The following is a 25,386-nucleotide window of genomic DNA, read 5'->3' as shown; positions in this document are numbered from 1 at the left end:
AATTAATTAATCTTTAACAGTCTGTGGTAGTCTCTCAAAAGGGAATCTGAATATTCTATAAATCCATCGAGGTCTGAATCAATGGTTTCAAGTTGTTTACTTTTTATCTTCACCTCAATTTCAGCCGCTAAAGAGGAAAGAACTGTGAACCCGAAAGAACCGGCATTCCCTTTTATGGTGTGCAAGATACTTAAAATTTCAGAGTGTCTATCTGACTCTTTAAATTTAGCAATTGACTGGATATCAGACCTTGTTTCCTCAACGAACTCATCGATTAAACTGAGTAGTGACTGGGCATCAGTAAACCTCAACAAGTCATTCAGTATATCATGATCTATATGTTCCAAATTTTCATTCATAGGTGATGAAAGTTTGTCATTGCTATTGAATCGGGAAAGCCAGAAGTTGACAATTCCCAGTAAAGTATCTGGTTTAACGGGTTTGGCAATATAATCATTAAAGCCAAAATCGAGAATTTCCTGTTTATCGGTCTGGTCAGAGAAGGCGGTGATGGCAATAATGGGACATCTCAATTCATATTGCTGCCTGATTTGATTATAGCATTCGAACCCATCCATTTCGGGCATTTGGATGTCTACCAACACAAGGTTGGCTTTGTTTGTTTTCAGCTTTTCCAGAGCTTCTTTGCCGCCTGAACATAGGATAGGGTTATACTTGTCATTACTGAATACAGACTTAAGATATTTTCGATTGATGGCATTGTCGTCTATGATTAGAATTGTGTTGTGCTTATTAGTCATGTCTCTTTATCAATTATAATATATTTGATGCCTGAATAGTATATAGCCGCTGTGAGAAAGTATTTAATCTGTTTTGTTGGTCCAACTGCTGTAGGTAAAACGTCAATGGCTATAAAAAGCGCAGTTTTTTTTAACACAGAAATTATATCATCCGATTCCCGACAGTTCTACCGCGAACTCGAGATAGGAACTGCTAAACCCAATGCTCAAGAGTTGGCTCAGGCACGACATCACTTGATTAACTCTCTCTCTATTCATGATCATTATGATGTAGGGCTTTTTGAGAAGGAGGCTTTGGAGTTGATAAATATGATTCATCAAAAGAATCGGGTTGCCATTATGGTAGGAGGGTCTGGCCTTTTTGTTGATGCCGTGTGCAATGGTTTAGACCAATTTCCTGAAGTCAAACCAGGTGTAAGGGAAGCGTTAAACCTGGAGTTCAAGGAGCAAGGTTTGCAACCATTGACTGAAGAACTGAAACGTACAGACTCCGAATATTATACTCAGGTAGATTTAAAAAACCCTCAACGTGTGATCAGAGCATTGGAGGTAATCAGGTCGACCGGGAATACATTTTCATCATACCGAAAAAAGAAGAGCAAGCCCAGGCCATTTGAAGTGATCAAAGTGGGATTACATATGGACAGGGAGGAGCTTTATAGTCGCATTGATCATCGTATGGATTTGATGATTAATGAAGGCTTGTTTGAAGAGGCCAAGAACTTTTTGCCTTTTCAATCGCTCAATGCACTACAAACTGTCGGCTATCAGGAGATATTCCCTTACCATGAAGGACAGTATGATTATGAAGAGGCTGTTCGCTTGCTCAAACGTAACTCAAGAAGATACGCTAAAAGGCAGCTTACCTGGTTCAAAAGAGACCCTAACGTACAATGGTTTGAACCATCTCAGACTACTGAAATAGTGAAGTGGATAGAAGAGCAGTTAAAAAGCTCTGAATCCGAAAATTGATGCTACAACACTGGCCGGTGATTTTTTAATGAACCCATTATATTCAGTGGCTTTGGCTTTTAGCATTTTCATCAATTCAACCTGCTTATTGTTGTGAGCCTGGAGTTTCTCTTTCAGATCGGTATTCGAAAGTCCTACAAGGGTATTGTCAATTTCCTGAATGAATTCTTCTTCTTTTTTATAACTCTGAAATCTATCGGTAGAGGTTCTTTTCAGTTTTTCTGCCAATTCAGAGAGTTGAGATTCAGGATTTTGAGCATCGTACTGCAGCACAAGTTGTTTTCTGTCTCTGCTATTAGCTGCCATCTGGTCGATGACTCTGGTTAAATTGGCCTTTCTGGGCTTGATCTGGTTATAAGTATAAATAGTGTATAGCAGAATGAGACCCAGAAGAGCAACAAAGATTGGTAAAAAGCCCATAGTTGAATTAGTTGAGTTTGACCTTATTTGATGGCTGAAATAAGATTTTTTTATTCTTAATTGCAAGTGAACTGTTAACCGAACTCCTAAAGCGCAATTTCAGACACCTGTTGAAACAAGAGTTAAAACCAATTCTGATCATCACCTATTACTGGCCTCCCAGTGGGGGAGCTGGAGTGCAGCGCTGGCTCAAGTTTAGCAAATACCTTCCTGAGTTCGGTTGGCGCCCCATCATATTTACCCCCGAGAATCCAGATTTCGACCTGAAGGATGAGTCCTTACTCAAGGATATTCACCCTGATGTTGAGGTACTGAAATTTCCGATTTGGGAGCCTTACCGGATATTTAAAAAACTGTCAGGGAATAAGGAACTCAGGCAAGGACAAATTCTTGAGGGTGGAAAACAGAGTTTTTTTAAATCCCTGGCCATTTGGCTTAGAGGGAATGTCTTTATACCTGATCCAAGAATTGGATGGGTAAAACCATCCGTCAACTACCTTCTGAGTATTCTGGAGACCAATCATATCAGACATGTGATTACAACAGGGCCGCCACATAGTATGCACTTGATTGGAGCAAGGTTGAAGATGAAAGTCCCTTCAATCACCTGGGTAGCAGATTTTCGTGACCCCTGGACTCAATGGGAGATTCTTCATGAAATGAGGATTTCAAAGCCTGTCTGGAGAAGACATGTAAAGCTGGAGCAGCAGGTAATTAAAGTGGCCGATTCATTATTAGTGACGAGTCCAAGTGCCAAGGATGAGTTTGAGCAATTAGGAGCCCGAAGAGTGAAAGTTATCACGAATGGTTTTGACGAGTCTGATTACATTCCTACCACAAATCAGAAAAAGGGTAGGTTCATCATTAGCCATATTGGTATGCTGAGTAAGCAAAGGAACCCTCATGCACTATGGTCTTCTTTGGATAAGGTGATTGATGAAACCAACCATGAGGTCTCTGTAAAATTCACAGGTATTATTAGTCCTGATGTGCTGAACAGTATTAATCAGAATCTGAACCTCAAAGGTGTTCTGGACTTGCAGGAAAGTGTGCCTCACGAACAGGTTTCGAAACGGTATGCTGAAAGTAGTTTGCTATTGCTAATTCAGACAAAGACAGATAGGAAACAGACCCAGTTACCGGGTAAGCTGTTTGAGTATCTTCAGGCCAGAAAACCAATCCTTTGTATAGGAGATACATCCAGTGATTTGGCCCGAATAGTTAAGGAAACCAATTCCGGGCAGTGCTTTGATTATGAGGATGAGAGAGGGGTTAGAGACTTTATTCTAAAAGTGGTTAACAGCGAAGTGGCTTTTTCTTTTGATCATATAGATCATTACAGCCGCAAGAGTTTGTCCAGAGACTTGTCGGCATGGCTGTCAACGCTTTAGTTTTTTGAATGCAGTGTAAAACAATTGGTTTACTTCTTCTGATATTTTTAATATGACGACAAGGCTTAAAAGGCTGAAACTGATGATAGCGGACCTTAGGATCAGATCAACTAAGTGACTGTTTAACACTGGAAGCCAAAAGTTAATGAGGAGAACAATGCCAATTATAAGCAGCATTTTTAAGGTTGAAATGCCAAATGGCTGAATCCCAAATTTCACCCATACAAATACATACTTAACGAGATTAAAGCTTAGCATGGCTACAAACGAAGCTATGGCAGCTCCCTCAATGCCGTATTGAGGAATAAGCCAAAGATTAAGTAGTACTGTAATCACCGCCAGAAAGGCTACTGCAATCACATTGAACCTGAAATACCGGGACATTACTATGATTTCGCCATTTGTACCGAAAATCATATCTGATAACTTACCGAGTCCTATAAAAAGCACCACGCTCAGGCCTCCTAAATATGCTTCATTATTGGGAATGAATGAATAGATGTTGTTAATGTTGGACCAAATACCAATAAGTAACAACGCCCCTATTATCATCTGATTGATTGACGTTTGTTTATAGAGTTTCTCTACGGCCTGCATGTCATTTTTATTAAATGATCGTGCAAGTAGTGGAGCGCTTAGCTGTGTGATGGCTCTTTTGGGCATTTCAATCACTACTCCAATAAAAAAGGCAATGGTATAGATGCCGGTCTCATCTAAACCTAGACTTCCACTGATCATCACACTATCAATTTGAAGAATGATTTGAGTACCTCCTGCACCAATAAGTGAGAAAAGACCATAGTTTAAGATCCTTTTCCATTGGCCCTTTTTTAGAAAACTAAAGTCTAGGGAAATAGATAATTGTTTGTTGCTGGCAAAATGAACGAGTAGCCCAATAACTGCTAATCCATATACCAGGAGCAGAGAGTGGATTAGGGTCGTGAAACTTATGTAAGATACACCATAAATAATCAGTAATAACATTGTTGATAACCTGAGACCAACATCCTTTAAGATAGTAGGCACAACGATGTTCAGAAGACTCCTGGAATAGGCCTCCAGCAGTTGATAAAGAATTATGAGGTAACTGATAAGTAGGGTAAGCTGAAAAAACTCAACGAAGAGGGGAGATTCTTGAGCAAAGTAACCGGCAATTTGTTTCTGAAATAATAGTGAGAAACCACATAAGAGGAGGAAACCTATAGTTCCACCAATGAGAGCGACAGGCAGATATCCTTTTTGCGATTTGTGTTCCGGGTAAAACCTGATAAAGCTTTGCGCCAATCCGAATTGTCCAAAGGTGGCGAGTAGATAAGCAGAACTTTGTATTAATCGAAAGAGACCTACTTGTTCTGTATCGAGAAAATAGGTGTAGAGCCAAAGCACATTAATGTACCCAATTAATACTCCCAGATAGGCAATTGCAGATGACTTTATACTTTGCCTTATAATGATTCCCAAAACTTCCTGTCTTTAAAGTGCAAAGTAATATTTCCTATTGACTTTAGATTGTAGAGACGAAGCTCGTCTCTAGTCTCGAGCGAGGGGACTCCTTGAGGCTTCCACAATGTAGTATCTGGGAGTGAACCTTCTTAAAATAGGTCTAATGCCTATCATCGATGTAGGGCTGGTCCATTTTTCAGATCTTTCGATATGCCATCCTGATTTTTCTAGTAGCCAGTCGAACTGCCAATCTTCAAACTCATGAAAGTGTTGGTCCCATTGATCATTTTTGTTTCTATAGGCCTTGGCAAACCATAAATCCAGTGGCACAGATGCATACAACTTGGGAGCTTTAATTTGAAGCAAAATACCCATTGGGTTGATCAGATGTTCCAGTACTTCGAAAATAGTCACAGCATCATACCCTTCAAGGGAAATGATCTCCGGATGTAAGTCAAAATCCTCTCCATAGGCATTGTCCACCTGATAGCCTGATTCAATTAAGAAATTAGAAAGGTCGTTGGGTGTTCCCAGGTCTAATATTTTGCTTCCTTTTGGAAGTCCCTTTTCCATAAAGCGAAGTGTTTTTTCAAACCTTGCCTTTTTGGTCTTCTCTTTATTTCGGTTCATAAGTTATGCCAGAAGTTCTTGATAAAGAGAGACTAGTCTAAGGCCCTCTGCTTCCCAGTTTACGTTATTTTTGGTTGTTTGCTCCAGGCCATTTGCACCAAGGGTTTTATACAAGCCGGAATCTGAATATAATGCATTGATTTTTTCTGCACAGTCATGCGGGTTGCCGGCTTCAAATACAAGCCCACTTTGAAGGGAGTTGACTACCCTTTCTAACGGTGGAGCATTACTGACTAGTACAGGTTTACCTACCAGCATACCCTGAAATAGTTTGTGTGGTATTGTATTGTCCGTATGGCCATTCCTATTATGAGGGATTAAGTTCACATCGGCTAAGGCCATATAACTGAAAAACTTATGGAAAGGCTGATAACCATTTAACTTCACCTGACTTCCAACACCATTTTCGTCAATCAGTTGATTCAGCCAGTTCTCAGTATCCTTAGATAGATTTCCAGTGATTTCAAGCCTGATCGCAGGCTTATCCTTGAGGTTTGCAAGAGCTTTGATGATTGTATCTACTCCCCGATGTGGCCCGACATTTCCTGTATAGGCTAAAATGAAATCTCCCTTATTCTTTTCATAAACATCTGGGTATAGCGTTTGATTTAGAAAATCTGTACTTTCTGAGTTGGTAATAACGGTTATCTTGTCAGGGTTTAAGCGATGGGTGTTAATAATACGATCTTTCATTTCTTCAACGACTACAATGATATGATCAGCCTTCTGAGAAGCCTTCTTTTCATATTTCAGCCAGCGTGAGAAATTAAAGAACAATCTGTTTTTGAGCCTTATCAAGGGATTGGACTTCCACTGAAACCAGACCTTTAATGCCTCCGGGTAGTTCTCGTGGAAGTCTAGTATGACTTTAAGCTCAGGATATTTCTTTTTCAGACGGAGAGCTGTATGAGACAATGGGAGATCATGAACATGGATAGCATCAAATCCATATTGTTTCATTAATGCCTTGAGCTTTCTATAAAAAACAGGTTGGTAAAATCCGAAAACAACCAGTAGAATATCCCAAATACCTCTCCAAAAGAAGCTTTGTGCAATATCAATTCTGTGGACATGGATTCCATTTACTTCGCCTTGAGCTGATTCACCTTTTCTTTGCAGGCAAATCAAATGGATATCAAAACCAGCTTCAATTAAAGGTGCTACTTCTTTGCTTACCCTAATGTCGTTGGGGTAATATTCATGCAAAAGCATACAGATTTTCTGGTTACCCATCATCTTTCTTGTGCAATTAAGTGTTCCCTCAAACCTTAGGACTATTCTTGAATATAAGTCCTGATAGAAAGATAGACTGATCCGAAGAACAATATTAAGACAATGACAGAAAAGACAGTCATAATCAGGCTTCCCACAGTATAAATCTTAGGCTCAAAACTGAATTCAATCGTATGGTCACCAGCAGGTATTTGAAGAGCTCGAAGAACATAGTTAGCTCGCAGCATTTCTACTTCATTGCCATCGATTTTTACTTTAAATCCTTTAGGATAATGTACCTCTGAGAATACAGCAAAACCTGAAGAGGAATTGGAAGACTCATATTTCCAATAGCCGGGGTGATAATCAACCAGGTTAATGTCTCCATCTACTGATGTGGTAATACCTTCGGGCACTTCATTCTTGTTAACTATGGCAGTGGTTCCTGGGGTTCTTAGGCTTAAAGTATTATTGAATTCGCCATCAGCGTCCTCTACATATTTTAAGTCGGATACAAACCAGGCTGCCCCAAGTGCCCGAGGATTCTCCATAGCACTTTGAGCACCTCTTTCAATGATGAATCGTGTGTTCATCATGTTTAAAACAGGGGTACTACTAAAGTCAGGTATAGAGCCATTATTAAGGTCGCCAGCTACATTTGAAAACTCCTGAATAATTGATTTATCCATTAATTCCTGATATCTCCTGATTCTGGCACCATGATACCCATTCACTAAATGGTGGTGGTAAGATGAAACGGCATTATAAAACTGACTATTGACGTCAATTACACGGTCACCCAAAGATTGATTCTGTTTGATGCTTCTGTCCGCAGGGCTAAGAGCAAACGCATTGTTTCTATAAGTTGTACTATAGTTTCTGTCTGAAATAAATCTGTTACTTACCATTACGATCTCTGCTATTCCTATGCTGATTAAGCAGAGCTTAAGGACTAAAGGTTTTACTTGTCCTATTTTATTCAGAAATATCACCAGAGCAAAGAGAGCGATAAAAAAGAAAGCCCGGAGTGTATCACTAACAAAAAGTGCTTTTCTATCTCCTTTCACTATACTGGCTAGCTCCTGAGGGAGCTGACTATCGATGGAAGACCTAAAACTGAATATTCCGGCAATAGCTGCTAACAGTAGTGCGAGGCCTGCCGTTGAATTGAAGGCTATGAGGAATTTCTTTTTAGAGACTTTATCCCACTTCATATCAAGGAGTCTCTGTAGGCCGAGCATGCCTAAGAGCGAAATGGCAAAAATGGGCATCACCATAGTAAAGGTGACAGATCTAAATTTGTTGTAGCCTGGGAAATAATTGAACATTAGGTCATTGAACCAACTCATATTTCGGCCATAACTCAATATGATACCTAATACTGCAACTGCCACCAGCCAGATTACATATTTTCTTTCTACCAACAGACAACCGAGTATAAAGAGGAATACCATAATAGCTCCGGCATAGTAAGTAGTAGGTGATTCTGATCCCCAATAAGTAGGAATGCCTTGTAAATACTGTTGCATTTGAGCTGTGTTAGCCCCATTTCTTCTCAGGTAGTTCGCCAAATCTGAATCTCTGTCAAACGGGCCGTTGCCTCCTAATGCATTAGGAATGAAGAGGGTAAAGGGATCCCATGTGCCGTTTGAGTATTGAAAGGCATAGCTAGGAGATAATCCATCAGCATTCATTTCGTCATCTACCTGTTGCGTAAGTTCGGAAGCTCCTCTATTAGAGTATTTTCCATATTCATAAGTCGCATAAAACTCTCCGAAAAAAGTACCTATTGCCAAAATTGCTGCTATTGTCAAAAGACCTAATCGTTGTCCATATTCTTTTATCTCACCTTCCTTGTAAGCATAAATCAGTTGCAGGAGGACGTAAATTCCTATAATAAAGGCCAGGTAATAGGTAATCTGAAGGTGATTGACTCTTAGTTGCATGGCTAATGCCAAAGCGGTAAGGCTGGCACCCAGCCATTTATTCCTGGTCATAGCCAGGTGTACTCCTCCCATGACCAGGGGCATAAAAGAAACAGCCGATATTCTGGCGTTATGACCTGCTGTTAGTCCAATAATGTTATATGATGAAAGGCCAAAGGCTACAGAACCAATAAGAGCCAGATAAGGATTGACTTTAAAGCAAAGTAACATGATGTAGAATGATAGCATGCTCACGAAAATGATCCTGACTGGGTGAGGCAAGCCTAAGGCGAAAACAGCATGGGTATGTTTGATAAGCTCATTACCCCATTTCACACTAATTAGATAGGCTGGCATTCCTCCAAAAATGGAGTTAGTCCAAAGACCTTCCTCACCTGTTTCTGATCTATACTCCATGAGCTCATGGGCACTCGCTTCCCATTGCACTATATCGCTCTGAGCTAGTTTTTGATCATCGAAAAAGACCGGATTGAAAAAAGAGATAGTGATGATTAGGAAGATAATGACTGCTACCAGATGTGGGAGTATGTCTTTGGCAAAGCTGATCTTTTTCATTCGGTTAGTTCGGTTTGGGCCACAATATGTTCAATAGGGCACTAATACAAAAGTATATGATTCGATTTGTAAGCCTATTGGTGGCCAACGGCTTTTTAAGACCAGAAATATGGCTATTTTTGCAAGCCAAAAGTTAAAAGCATGTTTGAAAATTTAAGCGGCAAGTTAGATAGAGCTTTTAAAACCCTCAAAGGTCAGGGTTCAATTACTGAGATCAACGTAGCAACCACTGTTAAGGAAATTAGAAGAGCCTTAATTGATGCTGACGTTAACTATAAAGTTGCCAAGGACGTAACGGACAAAATCAAAAATGAAGCCTTAGGCAGAGACGTACTTATTTCTGTCTCTCCAGGTCAATTGTTGGTTAAGATCGTGAATGAAGAACTCACCCAAATGATGGGTGGGCAGAAAGTAGATATGGTATTGCAGGGTGATCCCGCAGTCGTGTTGATTTCTGGTCTTCAGGGTTCTGGTAAAACTACTTTCTCTGGTAAGCTTGCGAGAATGTTGAAATCGCAAGGGAAGCAAGTGTTACTAACCGCTTGTGATATCTACCGTCCTGCAGCGATCGATCAGTTGAAAGTATTGGGTGAACAAATCGGTGTAGAGGTTTATGCTGAACCTGAGAATAAAAATGCTGAGGAGATTGCCAACAATGCGATCAAACATGCCAAGGCTACCGGTAAAAAGATTGTGATTGTCGATACTGCGGGTCGTCTGGCTGTCGATGAGCAGATGATGCAGGAGATTGAAGGACTTAAAAGAGCCCTAAAGCCTTCTGAGACACTCTTTGTGGTTGACTCCATGACAGGTCAGGATGCAGTTAATACTGCAAAGACTTTCAACGAACGACTGGATTTTGATGGGGTAGTTCTAACCAAGCTCGATGGTGATACACGTGGTGGTGCGGCTCTTTCTATCAGAAGTGTGGTTGAAAAACCCATTAAGTTTATTTCAACAGGTGAGAAGATGGAGGCCATTGATGTCTTCCATCCGGATCGTATGGCTAACAGAATCCTGGGAATGGGTGATGTAGTATCATTGGTTGAAAAAGCACAACAGACTTTTGATGAGGAGGAGGCCAAAAAGCTCAACAAGAAAATCCGTCAGAATAAGTTCGATTTTGATGATTTCCTTTCTCAGCTGGAACAAATAAAGAAAATGGGTAACCTGAAAGACCTGATGGGGATGATCCCGGGTATGGGCAAAGCCATGAAAGGTCTGGATATAGATGATGACTCATTCAAACCTATTGAGGCAATCATTCGCTCTATGACTAAGGAAGAGAGAGCAAACCCTGAATTAATGAATGGAAGCCGAAGAAAAAGAATCGCTGATGGTTCAGGAACATCTATTCAGGAAGTCAATAATCTTATGAAGCAGTTTGGCGATATGAGGAAAATGATGAAGATGATGAATAAAGTGGGAGGGAAGAGAGCCATGCAGAACCTTGCCCAAATGGGTGGAAGAAGGTAGTCGCTTCTACATCAACGATATTTAAAAGGCCAATCGTTAGATTGGCCTTTTTCAATGAGGATTGATCTATAATTCTTGATGGAGATATTCCAAGATTATCTTTTTATTGCTCTGATGCTGGCTGAGCCACCAGGCCTCGAGCCTCCTTGTAAGATTCCCACTTTACCCAAGCCATTTGATAGTCATAATCTGAAGTCTGGAAGGTGAGCTTATAACGATGTCTTTTGTCATCAAAGTATCGTATGTCATTAGCAGCTATGGTCATAGTGCTATCTGCTTTTTTGTTTACAACATATTCAATGTCCGTATCTTCTCTTTTCCACTTCAACGTATAGTAGTCTATGTTCTCATTGATTTTGTACTTGCCATTGCTCTTAACCAGTACATTTTCATTTTCCAGTAGTTTTTTGTTGTGGTAGTCATTGATGTAGATTTTTGCGGCTCCATATTTATTGAGAAACTCATGTGATTTATCTTCTCTGAGATAAGCCTGTATTTTAACTAGTAGACTATCAATAAAATAAAGGTTGATGTCATCAATGAAATAAGACTCAGCCAGGTAGTCTATGCGGTCAAGCCGGTAGATGGTAAAATCATCTGTATAGAACTCGCCATAGTGTTTAAATACACGCAAGTCCAGATCGTCCATATGTTGATTTAGCTCTAACGATCCAAATTGAAATTGATAGTTAGGCATCTCAGCAATGACCCGGGTTTTAGGCTCGTTAACTGTTTCTACTACTTCAGGTAATTCTTCTAGTTTATCTGGTTCTTTCTGAGGAGCAGAACAGGAGCATATGACCAATAATAGGATTGAGAATAAGGTGATTGACTTTTTCAAAACTAAGACTTTCGTTAAATAAAATGCTTTCGTTTCGTTTATGCAAGCATAAGATTGGATTTCACCTAAGTCTTTCGGTAATCTTCTGTATATCTATATCATTGAAGTCTTGCAACTCAAAGTCAGCAATGATTTGATGAGGATTGTGATTTTTAAGGTGTGCATTCCAAACATGTTGAATAAACCAATCCGGTTCAGCTCCCCAACGTTTTTCCTGGTGTCTCCTTTTCTTGAACTCAACCTCATCGATAGAAAGGAGGATGGATATATCGGCTTGTTTAACTAGCTGCAGATCGCTGAGCGTAAAAATTCCTTCTGCAATGACGTAATCATGTTCTGATGTGGCTTTTGCTATGGCTTGGGTCCATTTTGCCCAATTGATGGATTCCGGAGTTTCCCAGTCGATTCGATCATTGATAAGAGGAATCTCATCTTCTTCTTTTACAAAATTATCCTGATCTAGGTGAACAGCCTTATTTAATCTCGAGCATAGCTCTTTCGCCAGGGACGATTTACCTGATCTGCTGACACCTGCTATAAGGACTAATTGGCTCATAATAAAAAAGCCCTGACGGGTTGGTCAGGGCTTAAATTTAATTCTTTATTACTCTTATCTGTACATTACCGCATCAACTGCTTCTAATGTTCTCTTCACGTTAGGAAGAATAGCATCGATAAGGGTAGGAGCGTAAGGTAATGGAAGGTCCATACTGTTTACCCTTTTTACAGGAGCATCTAGATAATCGAATGCATCTTTCTGTACATTAAAGGCTATATCAGTAGAGATTGAGGCTAAAGGCCATGCTTCTTCAATAATCACCAAGCGGTTAGTTTTCTTCACCGAATCAATGATTGTTTTGTAGTCTATTGGTCTTACAGATCTTAAGTCTATTACTTCAGCGTTGATTCCTTTTTTCGCCAGTTCTTCTGCAGCTTCGTTGACAATCTTCATCATTTTACCAAAAGAGAGTAGGGTTACATCACTACCTTCTTTAACAATGTGCGCTTGTCCGATTGGAATGAGATATTCTCCATCAGGAACTTCACCTTTATCACCGTACATCAATTCTGACTCCATGAAGATTACAGGGTCGTTATCACGGATCGATGACTTAAGCAGGCCTTTGGCATCAGCTGGATTAGAAGGAACCACCACTTTAAGACCTGGAGTGTTAGCGTACCAGTTTTCAAAGTTCTGAGAGTGTTGTGAACTCAACATACCTGCATTACCGGTAGGCCCTCTGAATACAATCGGCATAGGGAACTGTCCACCAGACATTGACATCATTTTGGCAGCGGAGTTGATTACCTGATCAATGGCTACCAGAGAGAAGTTGAATGTCATGAATTCGATAATTGGTCGAAGGCCGTTCATGGCAGCACCTACTCCAATTCCTGCAAAACCCAGTTCAGCAATAGGGGTGTCAATTACCCTGTCAGCACCAAACTCATCGAGCATGCCCTGGCTTACTTTATAAGCACCATTGTATTCAGCCACTTCTTCACCCATCAGGAAGATCTTTTCATCTCTTCTCATTTCTTCTGACATGGCTTCTCTTAGGGCTTCTCTGAACTGTATTTCTCTCATCGAATTCTGTTTTAAACGGCCGTAAAAATAATCAATCAGGGTTCAAATCCCAACATAGAATTTAATAAGAAGGGACATAAAAAAAGCCCAATCAGAAGATCGGGCTTTAATATTTTAATTGAACTAATTCTTAGTTCATCAGATCAAGGAAGGCCTGAGAACCAGAGAAGTCTCTGAACTCAAGGTCAGACACTGCTTTAGCTTTCAAAGAAGCATCTGCATTGATCGCGTTTCTTAAGTGCTCAATTACTTTGTTTTCATTGTTTTGACGAGCAGCAGCTACGGCAGCAGCATAATGTGCCATTACGTAACCTCTGTCATTGCTGATTACACTTTCGAGAGTCGACTGTGCATTTCTGAAGTCCTTTCTCAACAGTTGAACCAAACCTTTGTTAAACTGATCTACTGATCTGTTAGTCGCTCTGTTCAAAGAAGCAATGGCAAGATCATAACGACCTACCATGATTTCAACAGCACCTTTGGCACCATTTACACCTTGGCTTACTTCGTTGTTAGGATTCATTCCAGCGGCTTTGGTCAGGGCATCATGAGCTCCCCAAAGGTTGCCTTGCATGGCAAGTGCCATTCCCATGTTAGCCTGAGCAAATACGTTAGACTGCTTTTGGTTTGAGATATTGAAGTGATTCAATGCAGTTCTTACATGGTTAGTCATTTCTCTTCCTGAAGTTTGTGTAGCCATCTGAAGATGAACTGCACCCAGGTTGTTATGAACTACGTAAGTGTCATTTTTCTTAGCGGCAGCCTCGTAAATCTTCTGCTTTTCTTCCAAAGAAGGGTTGTTAGCAGCAGCATAAAGCATTTCTTCGAGAGAAAGAGCATCTGCAGAAGCAGAACCGTTGGCGATTTGAGTAGCCAGTGTAGCAATTTCTTCTCTTGATTTCTTAGGCTTAACTGTTAGTACTTCAGTTTTGGCAGTTCTTAATTGAGGGTAGATATCATCAAATACCTTCTTGTAAGTGCTAAGTTTCTGAAGTTGTTTTTCTTTTTGCTCGAATGAACCGGTACCGTTGATGATAGAAGTCCACTCAGATTTTTGAGCAGAAGTAATTCCATCGTAGCTGGCCAGCATAGATTTCAAACCATTCCAATCTTGTACGATTGGCTTCTGGATGAACCTGATTTGATCGGCCATGCCTTGGTAGTCGTACATATCCATCTGCTCTCTGTACCACTTTTCGATAGCAGCAGCTCTTTCTTTAGATAAGTCAGAGTTGATAGTCTCTTTACCTTCAGGAGAGTGAGTACCAGTAATAGTAACAGTTCTGGTTACGTTCTTCTCTGCAATGAAAGCAGCGAATCTGGTTCCTCTGTCACTGTTTTTCTCTGAAGTTTTGAAAACTGATCTACCCTGGTCGAAGAAGAATTCAACATTAGTAGGGATTAGCTCTTCCTGATCGTTATATCCGTGTGGAGCATAAGAAGCATGGTAAGAAGGCTGAACCAATTTTGAAGTAGTAATCACACCATCAGCAACACCTAATCTCTCAGTGTCGAGGAAGTTTCCGTTCTTAGGGTTAAGGGCTTTACCTTGCACCTGAAGACTACCTCTTTCCATTCCTTCAACAAAAGGAAACATGAAAGTTTCAGTCACTTTTGGTTGCTCGGTAGCAGCATTAGGGTAATCAACTTCTCTGAACTGAATAGTTTTAAGTTGACGTTCCTGAGTGCCATAAGTATAATATGTGTTCAACTGGTATACTTTGCCAGGTTTGAGCATTTTCTCCGGGAGATTGGCAGCCATTTCGAACTTAACAGTGTCGGCATGTACTTCAAGAGGACTTGGAGTAACAGTCAACTGTTGGTCTTTTGCCATCTTCTTCATTGTACTCAATGCACATCCTGACAGGGTCAGAACACCGGCAAGAGCAAATAGAAAAAACTTTTTAGCAGTTTGGGTTTTCATAAGAATTTTGATTGTTTTCGTCTGTTATAGCCTGATTTAGCAGGCTGCAAGTTTAATAATTTTTTAGTACTTTCCGATTTCACTAATGATAAATTGTTTCTAAATTCGTACATCTTTTAGCGAAATGGAAAGAATTCAGCAGTTTTTTGAGAATCAGGCTTTTGGGGTCTGCACCAAACTTGGAGAAAAGCTCAACCTTTCAACTTCAAGCATCAGATTGTTCTTCATTTATGCATCATTTCTAACCTTCGGCTCACCTTTGATTGTGTACCTGGGTTTAGCTTACATCATTAACATTCGTAAGCACTTGAGGAGAAGACAAAATCCCGTCTGGTATAATTAATCAGCTCTCCATCTGAGTTGGCTGAAGTGCTTGTACCCCTTTACAAAATACTGCCAGGCTATAAACTTTTTGTAGATCGGAATGTTTGTGGAATTTTTGGAGCCTCTGTTTCTCTTACTTAGTGTATGCGGAAGGGAAAGGAGGGTGCTTAAGTGGGCATGAAGAATTGCTAATCCATGTTGAGGGCCACTTTGCACCGAAAATTTAAGAAGAGCTGTCCAATCGAGAAGAATTCGTAAAGGTAGTTTCCAAAAAAGGTGCTTTAAAGGTTCATTTTTGACCAATAGACTTAGACCATTTCTGAAGTTGAGGTAGGTCTTTTTCGGCTTTGACTTATCAAGGGTCCCTCCGCCTAAATGGTAAACGGTGCTATCCGGGCAGTAGCGAACTTCTCCTCCGGCATTCCAGAGTCTCCAGCATAGGTCGATTTCTTCCATGTGTGCGAAGAAATCTTCGTCCAGTCCACCCAAGTCTATATAAGTTTGTCTGTGAATGAACAGGCAGCTACCTGATGCCCAGAATATTTTGGCTGAATCGGAATATTGCTTTTGATCTGCTTCTAAGCTTTCGAAAATTCGTCCTCGACAGAAAGGGTAGCCCATTAAGTCTATGTACCCGCCTGCAGCTCCTGCATATTCAAATTTCTTTTTGTCATGGTAGGAGAGGATTTTTGGCTGAATGGCTTTGACTTCGGCTTGTTCCCGGAATGTTTTTAAAATGGGCTCAGTCCAATTGGCAGTTACTTCAACATCAGTATTCAATAGAACCACATATTGCGACTCAATCAGTGGAATGGCTTTGTTGTAGCCCCCACAGAAACCATAATTTTCTTTAAAGAGAATGAGCTTAATCTGGGGGTAGGTAGATTTTACAAACTCTACTGAGTCATCGGTGGACCCATTGTCTACCACGTAGATTTCATGTTGTCCACTATGAGTGACAACTGAAGGTAAAAAAGTTTCCAGGTGTTTTCTCCCGTTAAAATTGAGGAGAACAATGGAGAGGTTGTCCATTAAAAAAGATTACCAAGGTCCATACCGGGAATATTGGGCATCATTCCATCTGTGCTCTTCTTAATTTCTTCCTTAGCACGTATATCCGCCTTTTCCATAGCATTGTTAATGGCAGCGACAGTTAAGTCTTGTACCATTTCTTTATCAGCTGTATTCAGAAGACTTTCGTCAATATCTATTGAGATGACACTCTTTTTACCATTTACAGTGGCCTTAACCATACCAGCACCTGCTTCACCGGTTTCTTCAATAAACTCTAATTTTTCCTGGGCTTCCTTCATCTTGGCTTGCATCTCCTTCACCTTGCCCATCATTTTCATCATATCAAACATGACCTTGAAATTTTCTCAAAACTATCGAATTAAAACAAAACTACCTGTTTTTGTAATGACTAGATTGTCTGCATTCTGAAATGAAATTCGGTAGAGATAAGTTCCTGAGTTAGCTGCAGTGCCTTCGAATTCTCCGTCCCATCCCTGAGTTGGATCATCCGTATTGAAAACCAGGCTGCCCCAGCGATTATAGATCAGCATGCTGAAATTGGCATAAATGCCATCATTAATTTTAAATATATCGTTGACTCCATCACCGTTAGGACTAAAGGCGTTGGGGATGCCAAGTGATGTAGCCAGTATTATGCAAACCTCATCAGAAAGCTCGGAGATGTTACCACATTCATCGCGATAGGCCAATTTATAGCATGCCTCTGCCGTGCCTGGCGGAATCGTGGTATCCGTCAACCCACTTGCTGAGGTGCTGAATATTTCATTGAAACTGGTGGTAATATCTTTTCTGTATAGCACGTATTCACCGAGTGTAATGGGAGTAGAAGAGAAGCTTATTTCCACAACAGCACCATTGAGTTGTGCATTAGGGGCATTAATGGCAGGAAGCAGGGGTGGAGAAGACTCAAACGGAACCTGGCTGATACTTGTAGAAAGTATACCGTTGACATCAGTGGTCATTGTGATAGTTCCCAGGGTGTTGCAGTTAACCACATTGATAGTTTCACCTGAAGAATTATCAAAGGTGTTGAATGTCTGGTAAGTTGATCCATCAATCAGTAAATTGATATCGGTGAAGTTTTGATCAGAGGTAAGCCACTCAACAAGTAAATCGTAAGTTGTGCTTACCGTTGAAGAAGCTAATTCAAAAGCTATCGAGTACCCTGATTCGGATTCCTTTTTGATAGTAGAGCAAATGTCTTCCACTACAATTTTAAATCCATAGAATGAATTGTTGGTATCGAAGTTGGCGTCATTGATGATGAGGTTGGATGGGTTTGTCTGTGGATCTATGGAAGCATAATCCTGAAAACCTGTTCCCGTATCGATCTGAAGAGTGTAGGAGAGACCAACGGACAAAGGTTGATAGCCAAGTTCAATTTCATCAAGGGCCGTAACGCTAATTGTTTCTAAAACAGGTGTCGGGAGTTCTTCGAAGGTAGAGATTTCAATTTTTAGTAACCGACAGCCGGATGACTCCCCATCATCGAAACGCCCTCCTATAAAAATGTCATAAATGCCGGGAGTGGAGTAAGTGTGCTCTATTGGAGTATCACCAGGGTAAATCTGTTGATTGCCATCACCCCAAAGGATGTTATATGAATCGAATGAATCGGCCAAATGATCGATCATAATCTGTACGGTATTGCCCTGACAGTTGGTATAAGTGGCAGACGGTGGGACGTCAGGTAAGACCGTAATCTCCAATATGTCAGTTCTATCCGCTGTGCTTCCTGAACCTGACTGATCGACTACTACAATGTAGAATGTGCCGGGGTTATTATATTGAAAAGTGGCTGTTTCACCTTCATCGAAAGAGCCTGTAAAACTGGTTCCGGAAATTGGATTGTCCTTATCTCCTTCAAAACCATAAAACAGTGTGCCGGCTCCAACTCTAGTATGGGTAATAGTGACAAAGAACCCTGGACATCCTTTGACAAAGTTAGCATCGAACCATCCCTTATCACTTGCGTATTGGGCGCTGGACTTATGGGGTAACAAAAGAGAAAGTAGGATTAACCCATAGAAAATGGACTTGAGCAGTCTGTCATATTTCAAGGAGAACTCGCACATTCTACATTCTTCCAATAAACGCCTGGTTCACCGGAAACTTATTCAATAAGGTAAAAGTAATCAGCTTTTGCTATTCTTCTTCTTCAAGAAGATTGCTGATTACCTCGTCCAGGCTAAACATGGCCTGATTACCTGTTTCCATATACTTGAGCGTATATTGTTGTTGGGCTATTTCTTCAGAGCCAATAAGCAACACATATGGAATGCCTTTTTTATCAGCATATCCCATTTGTTTTTTCATTTTGGCCGTTTCCGGATACATTTCGGCTGCAATACCGGCTGATCTCAACTCTCCAAGGAGTTTCAAACCATGCTTTTGAGAATCTGAATCGAAGGTTACCAAAAGCACTTTGGAATAATTGGCTTTTGAATTAGGGAAGAGGTTTAGTTCTTCCAGTGTATCGTAAATTCTATCTATGCCAAAGGAAACCCCAACTCCAGAGATGCCCTGTAGCCCAAATACCCCGGTGAGGTTATCGTACCGGCCACCGGCAGTAATGGTTCCCATTTGAATACTGGTTGGTTTTACCTCGTAGATCATGCCTGTATAATAGGAGAGACCACGAGCCAAGGTGAAATCGATATTGACTTTGTCAGTAAGGAAACCAAGGAGGCTTAAGTTGTTTAGTGTTTCATTTACCTCATTGATTCCTAAAGTTCCTACTTCTGAGCTGTTGATGATTTCCTGTAGTTGAGTCAGTTTGCTATTATTATCTCCTTCAATGGTCAGAATTTGTTCAAGCTTATCAAGCCCAGTCTTAGATACTCCAATACCTCCCAGTTCAGTGAACACTTTTTCCTGACCTATTTTATCCAGTTTATCCAGAATGACGCAAAATCTGCTGAATTCGTCACTGGCTTCGCAAACTTCTGCTATGCCTTCAAGAATCTTTCTATTGCTGAGCGAAATAGAGAAAGCATCGAAATTGAATTTCTTGTAAACCTCCTGAACCATGGCCAGCAGTTCGGCCTCGCAGACTAAAGAATCAGTACCCACTATATCCGCATCACACTGGTAGAATTCTCTGTAGCGGCCTTTTTGAGGTCTGTCTGCTCTCCATACGGGTTGAATCTGGTACCTTCTAAAAGGAAAAGTAACATCATGTTGGTTCATTACCACATACCTGGCAAAAGGAACTGTCAGGTCATATTTCAAACCTTTCTCCGCGATTTTTGGAGTTAAGTTCTTTACTCCACCCTCAAGGTCTTTATCTGAAACTTTACTCAGGAAGTCGCCTGAGTTCAATATTCTAAACAATAGCTGATCCCCTTCATCACCATACTTGCCTGTAAGCACGCTTAGGTTCTCCATGGCAGGTGTCTCAAGTGGCATGAATCCATACTTCCTGAATACCTCCTTAATGGCGTCAATGATATAATTACGCTTGAGCATTTGCTCAGGGCCAAAGTCTCTGGTGCCTTTTGGTAAAGATGGTTTTTGGGCCATTTTGCTGTTTTTTTGCCAAAACTAGTAAAACCAAAGCTTTCAGTCGAGAGATATCTGGCAGTAAATGAAAAATCGTAAAGTTTTATTCTTAGAAAAATTCGCAAATGAATATTAAACCAGTATCTTTGCACCCTCATTTAGAAATAAGGTCTTAATCATGGGAGTTACAAGATTAAAGAGAAAAGGAAGAAGAAATAAGCAGAGATCTGCTCAAAGAGTTAACAGAATCAAACAACTTACTGCTACGCCAGTATTGAAAAACGTTGACAAAGAGGAGCTGATTGCTTCTTTCGAAACTAACGAGCCTAAGAAAGCTGCTAAAGCTAAAAAAGAAGAGGCGCCTAAAGCTGAAACTAAAAAAGAAGAAGCTCCTGAAGCTAAAGCTGAGAAAAAGGAAAGTGCTCCTAAGGCTAAAAAAGCTAAGAAAGAAGAGGCTCCTACAGAAGAAGTTGAGTCTAAAGAAGAAGCTTCTGATAAAGAATAATCATTATCAAATAATGATCGATGGAAAGTCCTGCTTACGTAGGACTTTTTTTATGCCTGAGCTCTTTTGCCCAATTCAATCACTTCCAGGTTTTTAATATCTCCGTTGATTAATTCAAATCTCAACAGAGTTCTCATTTGATGGAATCCGTGTTTCCCGGCAGCACCTGGGTTCATATATAATACATTCATTTCCTTGTCCATCATCACTTTCAGTATATGGCTGTGCCCGCAAATGAATAATTGAGGATTGTGTTGCTGAATCAGACTTTTTATCCCTTTGGCATAGCGTCTGGGTTTACCTCCTATGTGAATCATCAATGCCTTAATCCCTTCATGTTCTATTAAAAGGTATTCGGGGAGAGTTTTTTGCATTTGAACAGTGTCGATATTGCCGAAAACGGCTTTGAGTGGCTTGAATTCATCCAATAGTCTTAATACTCCATTTTCGCCAATATCTCCGGCATGCCATATTTCGTCACAGTCCTTGAAATGATGAAATACACGTTCATCCAAAAAACCATGGGTATCGGAAATCAGACCAATTTTCATGCTTCTAAAATTGGGAATGTTTTTCCAAAGACAAGAAAGCGGTATTCAAAATATTAGTGATTTTCTATTAAGAGTTATTGATATACTATGATCCAATTTCATTATATTCACTTGGATAGCATATCACAGAATCTGGTAGGCTATTTGAAACCAATAAACACTTTAACCAAAATGCTCGATATGAAAAAACTACTACTAGCAATCGCAATGGTGTTCAGTGCCATCACAGTTCAGGCACAATCAGCCGATGATCCATGGTGGATCGATATCAATCTAACAAACAACAAATTCAGCTATCGTTTCTACGAGAGTCTTTATGATTTCGGAAATCTTGACAACTCAGGCTTCAGGGTTGGTGCTGATCGTTACCTGAATAACAGTCTTGACCTGGAGTTTGGTGTTACTTATGGTAAGCTGAGACATGAAAATATATATGTTTCCAATGTCTTTGACGTGGACCTGAGATTGGTTTACAAATTGGCTAATGGCTATCTCATCAAATCTGATTCAAGAACCGCGCCCTTCCTTTTTGCCGGTTACGGTCTATCAGACTTTAGCAAGATTGAAGGTATATATGAAGAATTTGAAGAAGGTATGTACAATCATTTGCCATTGGGTGCTGGTCTGGAGTTTAAAGTGACAGAAGAGGCCAGCATTGAGGCCATGGTGTCCTACAGAAAAAGCCTGGAACAAGCTCCTAATTATATGCAATACTCACTAGGGGTCTCTTTTTCCTTAGGTGGAAAACGTGACTCTGATGGTGATGGAGTCTTGGATAAGGAAGATCCATGCCCGAATGAAGCCGGACCCGTAGAAAATCAGGGATGCCCTTGGCCAGATACAGATGGCGATGGTGTACTGGATAAGGATGATCAATGTCCAACTGAGGCTGGTACATTGAATGGTTGTCCCGATGCCGATGGTGATGGTATAAAGGATAGCGAAGATGCCTGTCCAGGTGTAGCAGGAGTGGCAAGATTTAATGGCTGCCCTGATACAGACGGAGATGGTATTCAGGATTCAGAAGATGAGTGTCCAACTGTTGCAGGTACTTTGAACGGCTGTCCTGATAGAGATGGAGATGGCATTAAGGATAGTGAAGACCAATGTCCTACTGTGGCTGGTACATTAAATGGTTGTCCTGATGGGGATAAAGATGGTGTACGTGACAGCGATGATCAATGTCCTGAAACTTTTGGGCTTGTAAGTAATGGTGGTTGTCCGGTAATAGAAGAAGAAGTGCAACAGGTTTTAGACCTGGCTGTTAAAAATATACAGTTCAATTCGGGTAGTGATGTATTAAGAGCGAGTTCTTATGGATCGCTCCAACAGGTAGCAGACCTTATGAAGGAAAATAACTTTGACTTGAAGTTGAGTGGCTATACAGATAATACAGGTAATGCCGACTCAAACCTGGAGCTTTCGAAAAGAAGGGCTAATGCCGTAAGAGCTTACCTGATTGACCAGGGGATTGATGGTGGAAGGATTTCGGCCGATGGTTACGGGATTGCCAATCCGGTTGCAGACAACAGTACCAGAGAAGGTAGGGCAGCCAATAGAAGAGTTGAGCTAGAAATAATTTACAGATAGAATCTATTGATTCAAATGAAAGAGGCTGGGTAGAAATACCCGGCCTTTTTTATGAATGCGTGATCAACTCTGAATTCTAAAGAAATTACAATTTTAATTTTTTAATATGAACGTATGTTCATATATTTGAAACAAACCTATCTGAAATGGAAGAGCAACTTGACCTGGACAGAGTTGAGAAAATTGCTTTTGTGTTAAAAACAATTGCTCACCCCATGCGCGTTGGCATCATTGATTTGCTAAACGAGCATGATAAAATGTCTGTCAACGACATTACGGCTTACCTGGGGTTAGAGCAATCTCTAACTTCACATCATTTGGCCAACATGAAAATGAAGGGTATTCTTGGCAGTAAGAGAGAGGGAAAGAATATCTTTTATTTTCTGAGAATGAAGGAAGTGCCCGATCTTATCAAAATCCTTGAAGACGTTGATGTAATTGTCTTTTAGGTTTCTTCAAATATCCATAACAATTAACTTGGTAGTACACTTGATTAGTTATGGCATTTCAATCTTTCAATCCCTATACAAATCAGCTTGAAGCTGAATTCGAAGAACATTCCGAAAGTTATATTGAATCTGTATTAGAAAGAACTGAGAATAGTTTTTCTCATTGGTCAGGAGAGTCATTTGCCTTCAGGTCAAAGCTATTTCAAAACTTAGCCACTTATCTTAAGGAGGAAAAGGAGCGCCTCACTCGACTCATGACTTTGGAAATGGGTAAGACCTTCAATGAAGGTGTGGCCGAAATCGAAAAATGTGCATGGGTTTGTGAATACTATGCCCAAAATGCAGAAAGTTTTCTCAAAGATGAGCTCTTACAGACAGATGAAGGAAAGGCATTTATAAGTTATGAGCCTCTGGGGTGTGTCCTGGCCGTAATGCCTTGGAATTTCCCTTTCTGGCAGGTTTTCCGATATGCAGCTCCTACCTTAATGGTTGGAAATACCGGAATTCTCAAACATGCTTCCAATGTACCTCAGTGTGCTCAGGCCATCGAAAGGGCCTTCATTGAATCAGGGTTTCCGATTGGTGTTTTTCAGAATCTATTAGTGAGCTCTGACAAGGTTGAGGGGATTATTAATGATAAGCGAATCAAGGCGGTTACACTCACTGGGAGTGAATTGGCAGGTTCTAAAGTTGCAGAAGCTGCGGGAAGAAACATTAAAACCTCTGTACTTGAGTTGGGAGGTAGTGATCCGTTCATTGTTCTCTCAGATGCTGATCTTGAAAAAACAGCCAGAATAGCTGCCAAAGCCCGAATGATTAATTGTGGACAGAGTTGTATTGCCGCTAAACGATTTATTGTAGTGGAACGGGTTTATGATGAGTTTTTAAAAAAGTTTGAAGCTCATATGAAAACTTATGTGCCAGGTGATCCTTCATTAAGAACTACCAATTGTGGACCAATGGCTTCTAAAAGGTTTGTGAAAGAATTAAGCGAACAGGTAGATGACTCTGTGAAGCAGGGTGCTCGTGTTGTCTTAGGAGGCAAGCCGATTGATTCAGAAGCTGCATTTTTCGAGCCTACTATTCTGGCGAATGTGGAGAAGGGAATGAGGGCTTATGAAGAAGAACTTTTTGGTCCCGTAGCGACCCTGATAAAAGTAAAGAATGCTGAGGAAGCTATTGAAGTGGCTAATGACTCCAGGTTTGGTCTTGGTGGGTCAGTCTGGACTCAGAATAAAACAACTGGCTTAGAAGTAGCCAGAAAGGTTGAGACAGGAGCAATGTTTGTCAATCAAATGGTAGCTTCAGATCCAAGGCTTCCTTTCGGTGGTATTAAGTCATCAGGCTATGGTCGTGAGCTCTCACATTTAGGTATTAAGGAGTTCGTTAACCGAAAAACCATTTTTATAGCTTAGAGATATCCCATTACCCTGTAGGTGGCAATACCTGCCCATTCTTTGAAAATTCTCTCCCATTTGTCAATTGCTGTAGCTCTTGGAACTACTACATCTTCAAAGTTGAAGGTTGGGAGATCAGTAAGAAATCCTGCCGGAAATACATCGAACTCAATATCTTGCTTTCTTAGGCATAACTCAGCTCTTTTCATATGGAAGGCTGATGTAACCAACAGGTACTTCTGTCCGGGAAATTTACTTCTAAGGATTTCGGCAGATTTAACAGCATTCTCATAGGTGTTAACAGCATCAGGTTCAATGGTGATAACTGAATCCGGAACTCCTGCCATAACCAGAAATGACTTGAGTCTGTCTGCTGCCCTACTATTAGTTACCTGTTCAAACCCAAGTCCTCCGCTCACCAGAATGTGTTTGACTTTCCCTTCACGGTAAAGTTGAAGTGTATGTGTAATTCTATCAGCTCCATCGGTAAAGTAAACCCTGTCTCTGGGTGTTTTGCTTCCCTTGGTAACACCGGAGAAAACAATAGCTACATCATAGTTTTCTAACTCTTGAAACGGTACGGGTTCATACTCCCACCAAAGCATAGCCCGATTGGCAATGTACTGGTTGGAGAAAAATATGAGTAAACCTGTTGCTAACCAGAAGCAGCGCTTTTTCCATTTCTGAGATTTTAAAAACACAGAAAGTAAAAACAGCCCTATGATCCATGTTAAGGGTCTGACGAAAAAAGCCAGTATTTTAGAGAGTATGAAAAACATAAAATGACCGAACGAAAATAAACCCAAAAAAAAGATATTCCTTATCAATTGATAGTCAAATATTTACGGTCAGTTTTTCAAGCTGGATTAATAATC

At 40.5% G+C, this 25,386-nt stretch carries 23 protein-coding genes; 7 read left to right on the top strand and 16 right to left on the bottom strand.

Features of this window, described 5'->3' with window-relative positions; genetic code table 11:
* Positions 1-2: 2 nt before the first annotated feature.
* On the bottom strand, positions 3-761 hold the full coding sequence (locus ACOOEY_RS04645) for a response regulator (protein WP_420387505.1): 759 nt from the start codon (positions 759-761) through the stop codon (positions 3-5).
* Positions 762-812: 51 nt separating this feature from the next.
* On the opposite strand from ACOOEY_RS04645, the gene miaA reads away from it, so the two are divergent.
* A complete protein-coding gene (gene miaA, locus ACOOEY_RS04640) occupies positions 813-1,733 on the top strand; it encodes a tRNA (adenosine(37)-N6)-dimethylallyltransferase MiaA (protein ID WP_420387504.1) in 921 nt (306 codons plus the stop codon).
* On the opposite strand, the gene ACOOEY_RS04635 is transcribed toward miaA, so the two are convergent.
* Positions 1,707-2,153 carry a hypothetical protein gene (locus ACOOEY_RS04635; RefSeq protein WP_420387503.1) on the bottom strand — a complete coding sequence of 149 codons (447 nt, stop codon included), beginning with the start codon at positions 2,151-2,153 and terminating at the stop codon, positions 1,707-1,709. The genes miaA and ACOOEY_RS04635 overlap by 27 nt on opposite strands.
* A 110-nt stretch (positions 2,154-2,263) precedes the next feature.
* Here ACOOEY_RS04635 and ACOOEY_RS04630 point away from each other — a divergent pair, with 110 nt between their 5' ends.
* Entirely contained in the window at positions 2,264-3,544 is a 1,281-nt protein-coding gene (locus ACOOEY_RS04630) for a glycosyltransferase family 4 protein (protein ID WP_420387502.1), read from the top strand.
* On the opposite strand, the gene ACOOEY_RS04625 is transcribed toward ACOOEY_RS04630, so the two are convergent.
* The 4 genes from ACOOEY_RS04625 to ACOOEY_RS04610 form a co-directional block, all read right to left on the bottom strand.
* Entirely contained in the window at positions 3,533-5,005 is a 1,473-nt protein-coding gene (locus ACOOEY_RS04625) for a lipopolysaccharide biosynthesis protein (protein ID WP_420387501.1), read from the bottom strand. The two genes, ACOOEY_RS04630 and ACOOEY_RS04625, sit on opposite strands and share 12 nt — an antisense overlap.
* A 69-nt stretch (positions 5,006-5,074) precedes the next feature.
* Complete coding sequence (locus ACOOEY_RS04620; protein ID WP_420387500.1) at positions 5,075-5,617, bottom strand: methyltransferase; 543 nt, start codon at positions 5,615-5,617, stop codon at positions 5,075-5,077.
* A 3-nt stretch (positions 5,618-5,620) separates the two neighbouring features.
* Positions 5,621-6,853, bottom strand: a complete 1,233-nt coding sequence (locus ACOOEY_RS04615) for a glycosyltransferase family 4 protein (RefSeq protein WP_420387499.1) — start codon at positions 6,851-6,853, stop codon at positions 5,621-5,623.
* 38 nt (positions 6,854-6,891) lie between these two features.
* Positions 6,892-9,330, bottom strand: a complete 2,439-nt coding sequence (locus tag ACOOEY_RS04610; RefSeq protein WP_420387498.1) for a YfhO family protein — start codon at positions 9,328-9,330, stop codon at positions 6,892-6,894.
* 141 nt (positions 9,331-9,471) lie between these two features.
* Here ACOOEY_RS04610 and ffh point away from each other — a divergent pair, with 141 nt between their 5' ends.
* Complete coding sequence (gene ffh / locus ACOOEY_RS04605) at positions 9,472-10,806, top strand: signal recognition particle protein (protein WP_420387497.1); 1,335 nt, start codon at positions 9,472-9,474, stop codon at positions 10,804-10,806.
* 103 nt (positions 10,807-10,909) lie between these two features.
* Here ffh and ACOOEY_RS04600 read toward each other — a convergent pair whose 3' ends face one another.
* The 8 genes from ACOOEY_RS04600 to hisS all read right to left on the bottom strand — a co-directional run bounded on the left by ACOOEY_RS04600 (position 10,910) and on the right by hisS (position 20,040).
* Positions 10,910-11,647: a hypothetical protein gene (locus ACOOEY_RS04600; RefSeq protein ID WP_420387496.1), complete on the bottom strand. Its 738-nt coding sequence runs from the start codon at positions 11,645-11,647 to the stop codon at positions 10,910-10,912.
* 61 nt (positions 11,648-11,708) lie between these two features.
* A complete protein-coding gene (locus ACOOEY_RS04595) occupies positions 11,709-12,203 on the bottom strand; it encodes a uridine kinase family protein (protein ID WP_420387495.1) in 495 nt (164 codons plus the stop codon).
* A gap of 54 nt (positions 12,204-12,257) precedes the next feature.
* Positions 12,258-13,235, bottom strand: a complete 978-nt coding sequence (locus ACOOEY_RS04590) for a pyruvate dehydrogenase complex E1 component subunit beta (RefSeq protein ID WP_420387494.1) — start codon at positions 13,233-13,235, stop codon at positions 12,258-12,260.
* A 130-nt stretch (positions 13,236-13,365) separates the two neighbouring features.
* Positions 13,366-15,159 (bottom strand): tetratricopeptide repeat protein, encoded by a 1,794-nt coding sequence (locus tag ACOOEY_RS04585; protein WP_420387493.1) that lies wholly within the window; start codon positions 15,157-15,159, stop codon positions 13,366-13,368.
* Positions 15,160-15,498: 339 nt separating this feature from the next.
* Positions 15,499-16,515, bottom strand: coding sequence for a glycosyltransferase family 2 protein (locus tag ACOOEY_RS04580; RefSeq protein WP_420387492.1), 1,017 nt, complete (start codon positions 16,513-16,515; stop codon positions 15,499-15,501).
* Complete coding sequence (locus tag ACOOEY_RS04575; RefSeq protein ID WP_420387491.1) at positions 16,515-16,847, bottom strand: YbaB/EbfC family nucleoid-associated protein; 333 nt, start codon at positions 16,845-16,847, stop codon at positions 16,515-16,517. Before ACOOEY_RS04575 ends, ACOOEY_RS04580 begins: the two co-directional genes overlap by 1 nt.
* 21 nt (positions 16,848-16,868) lie before the next feature.
* A complete protein-coding gene (locus ACOOEY_RS04570; protein ID WP_420387490.1) occupies positions 16,869-18,593 on the bottom strand; it encodes a gliding motility-associated C-terminal domain-containing protein in 1,725 nt (574 codons plus the stop codon).
* A gap of 70 nt (positions 18,594-18,663) precedes the next feature.
* Positions 18,664-20,040 carry a histidine--tRNA ligase gene (gene hisS / locus ACOOEY_RS04565; protein ID WP_420387489.1) on the bottom strand — a complete coding sequence of 459 codons (1,377 nt, stop codon included), beginning with the start codon at positions 20,038-20,040 and terminating at the stop codon, positions 18,664-18,666.
* Between the two features lie 157 nt (positions 20,041-20,197).
* Here hisS and ACOOEY_RS04560 point away from each other — a divergent pair, with 157 nt between their 5' ends.
* Entirely contained in the window at positions 20,198-20,524 is a 327-nt protein-coding gene (locus ACOOEY_RS04560) for a hypothetical protein (protein WP_420387488.1), read from the top strand.
* Between the two features lie 50 nt (positions 20,525-20,574).
* On the opposite strand, the gene ACOOEY_RS04555 is transcribed toward ACOOEY_RS04560, so the two are convergent.
* On the bottom strand, positions 20,575-21,075 hold the full coding sequence (locus ACOOEY_RS04555; protein WP_420387487.1) for a metallophosphoesterase family protein: 501 nt from the start codon (positions 21,073-21,075) through the stop codon (positions 20,575-20,577).
* 180 nt (positions 21,076-21,255) lie between these two features.
* Between ACOOEY_RS04555 and ACOOEY_RS04550 the strand changes: the two genes are divergently transcribed.
* The 3 genes from ACOOEY_RS04550 to ACOOEY_RS04540 all read left to right on the top strand — a co-directional run bounded on the left by ACOOEY_RS04550 (position 21,256) and on the right by ACOOEY_RS04540 (position 24,529).
* Complete coding sequence (locus ACOOEY_RS04550) at positions 21,256-22,665, top strand: OmpA family protein (protein ID WP_420387486.1); 1,410 nt, start codon at positions 21,256-21,258, stop codon at positions 22,663-22,665.
* A gap of 146 nt (positions 22,666-22,811) precedes the next feature.
* A complete protein-coding gene (locus ACOOEY_RS04545) occupies positions 22,812-23,114 on the top strand; it encodes an ArsR/SmtB family transcription factor (RefSeq protein ID WP_420387485.1) in 303 nt (100 codons plus the stop codon).
* A 50-nt stretch (positions 23,115-23,164) separates the two neighbouring features.
* Positions 23,165-24,529 (top strand): NAD-dependent succinate-semialdehyde dehydrogenase, encoded by a 1,365-nt coding sequence (locus ACOOEY_RS04540; RefSeq protein ID WP_420387484.1) that lies wholly within the window; start codon positions 23,165-23,167, stop codon positions 24,527-24,529.
* Here ACOOEY_RS04540 and ACOOEY_RS04535 read toward each other — a convergent pair.
* On the bottom strand, positions 24,526-25,290 hold the full coding sequence (locus ACOOEY_RS04535; RefSeq protein WP_420387483.1) for a YdcF family protein: 765 nt from the start codon (positions 25,288-25,290) through the stop codon (positions 24,526-24,528). The two genes, ACOOEY_RS04540 and ACOOEY_RS04535, sit on opposite strands and share 4 nt — an antisense overlap.
* Positions 25,291-25,386 lie beyond the last annotated feature (96 nt).

The organism is Roseivirga sp., assembly GCF_965216855.1.
Taxonomy (GTDB): domain Bacteria; phylum Bacteroidota; class Bacteroidia; order Cytophagales; family Cyclobacteriaceae; genus Roseivirga.
This window is presented reverse-complemented; position numbering and strand designations above follow the sequence as displayed.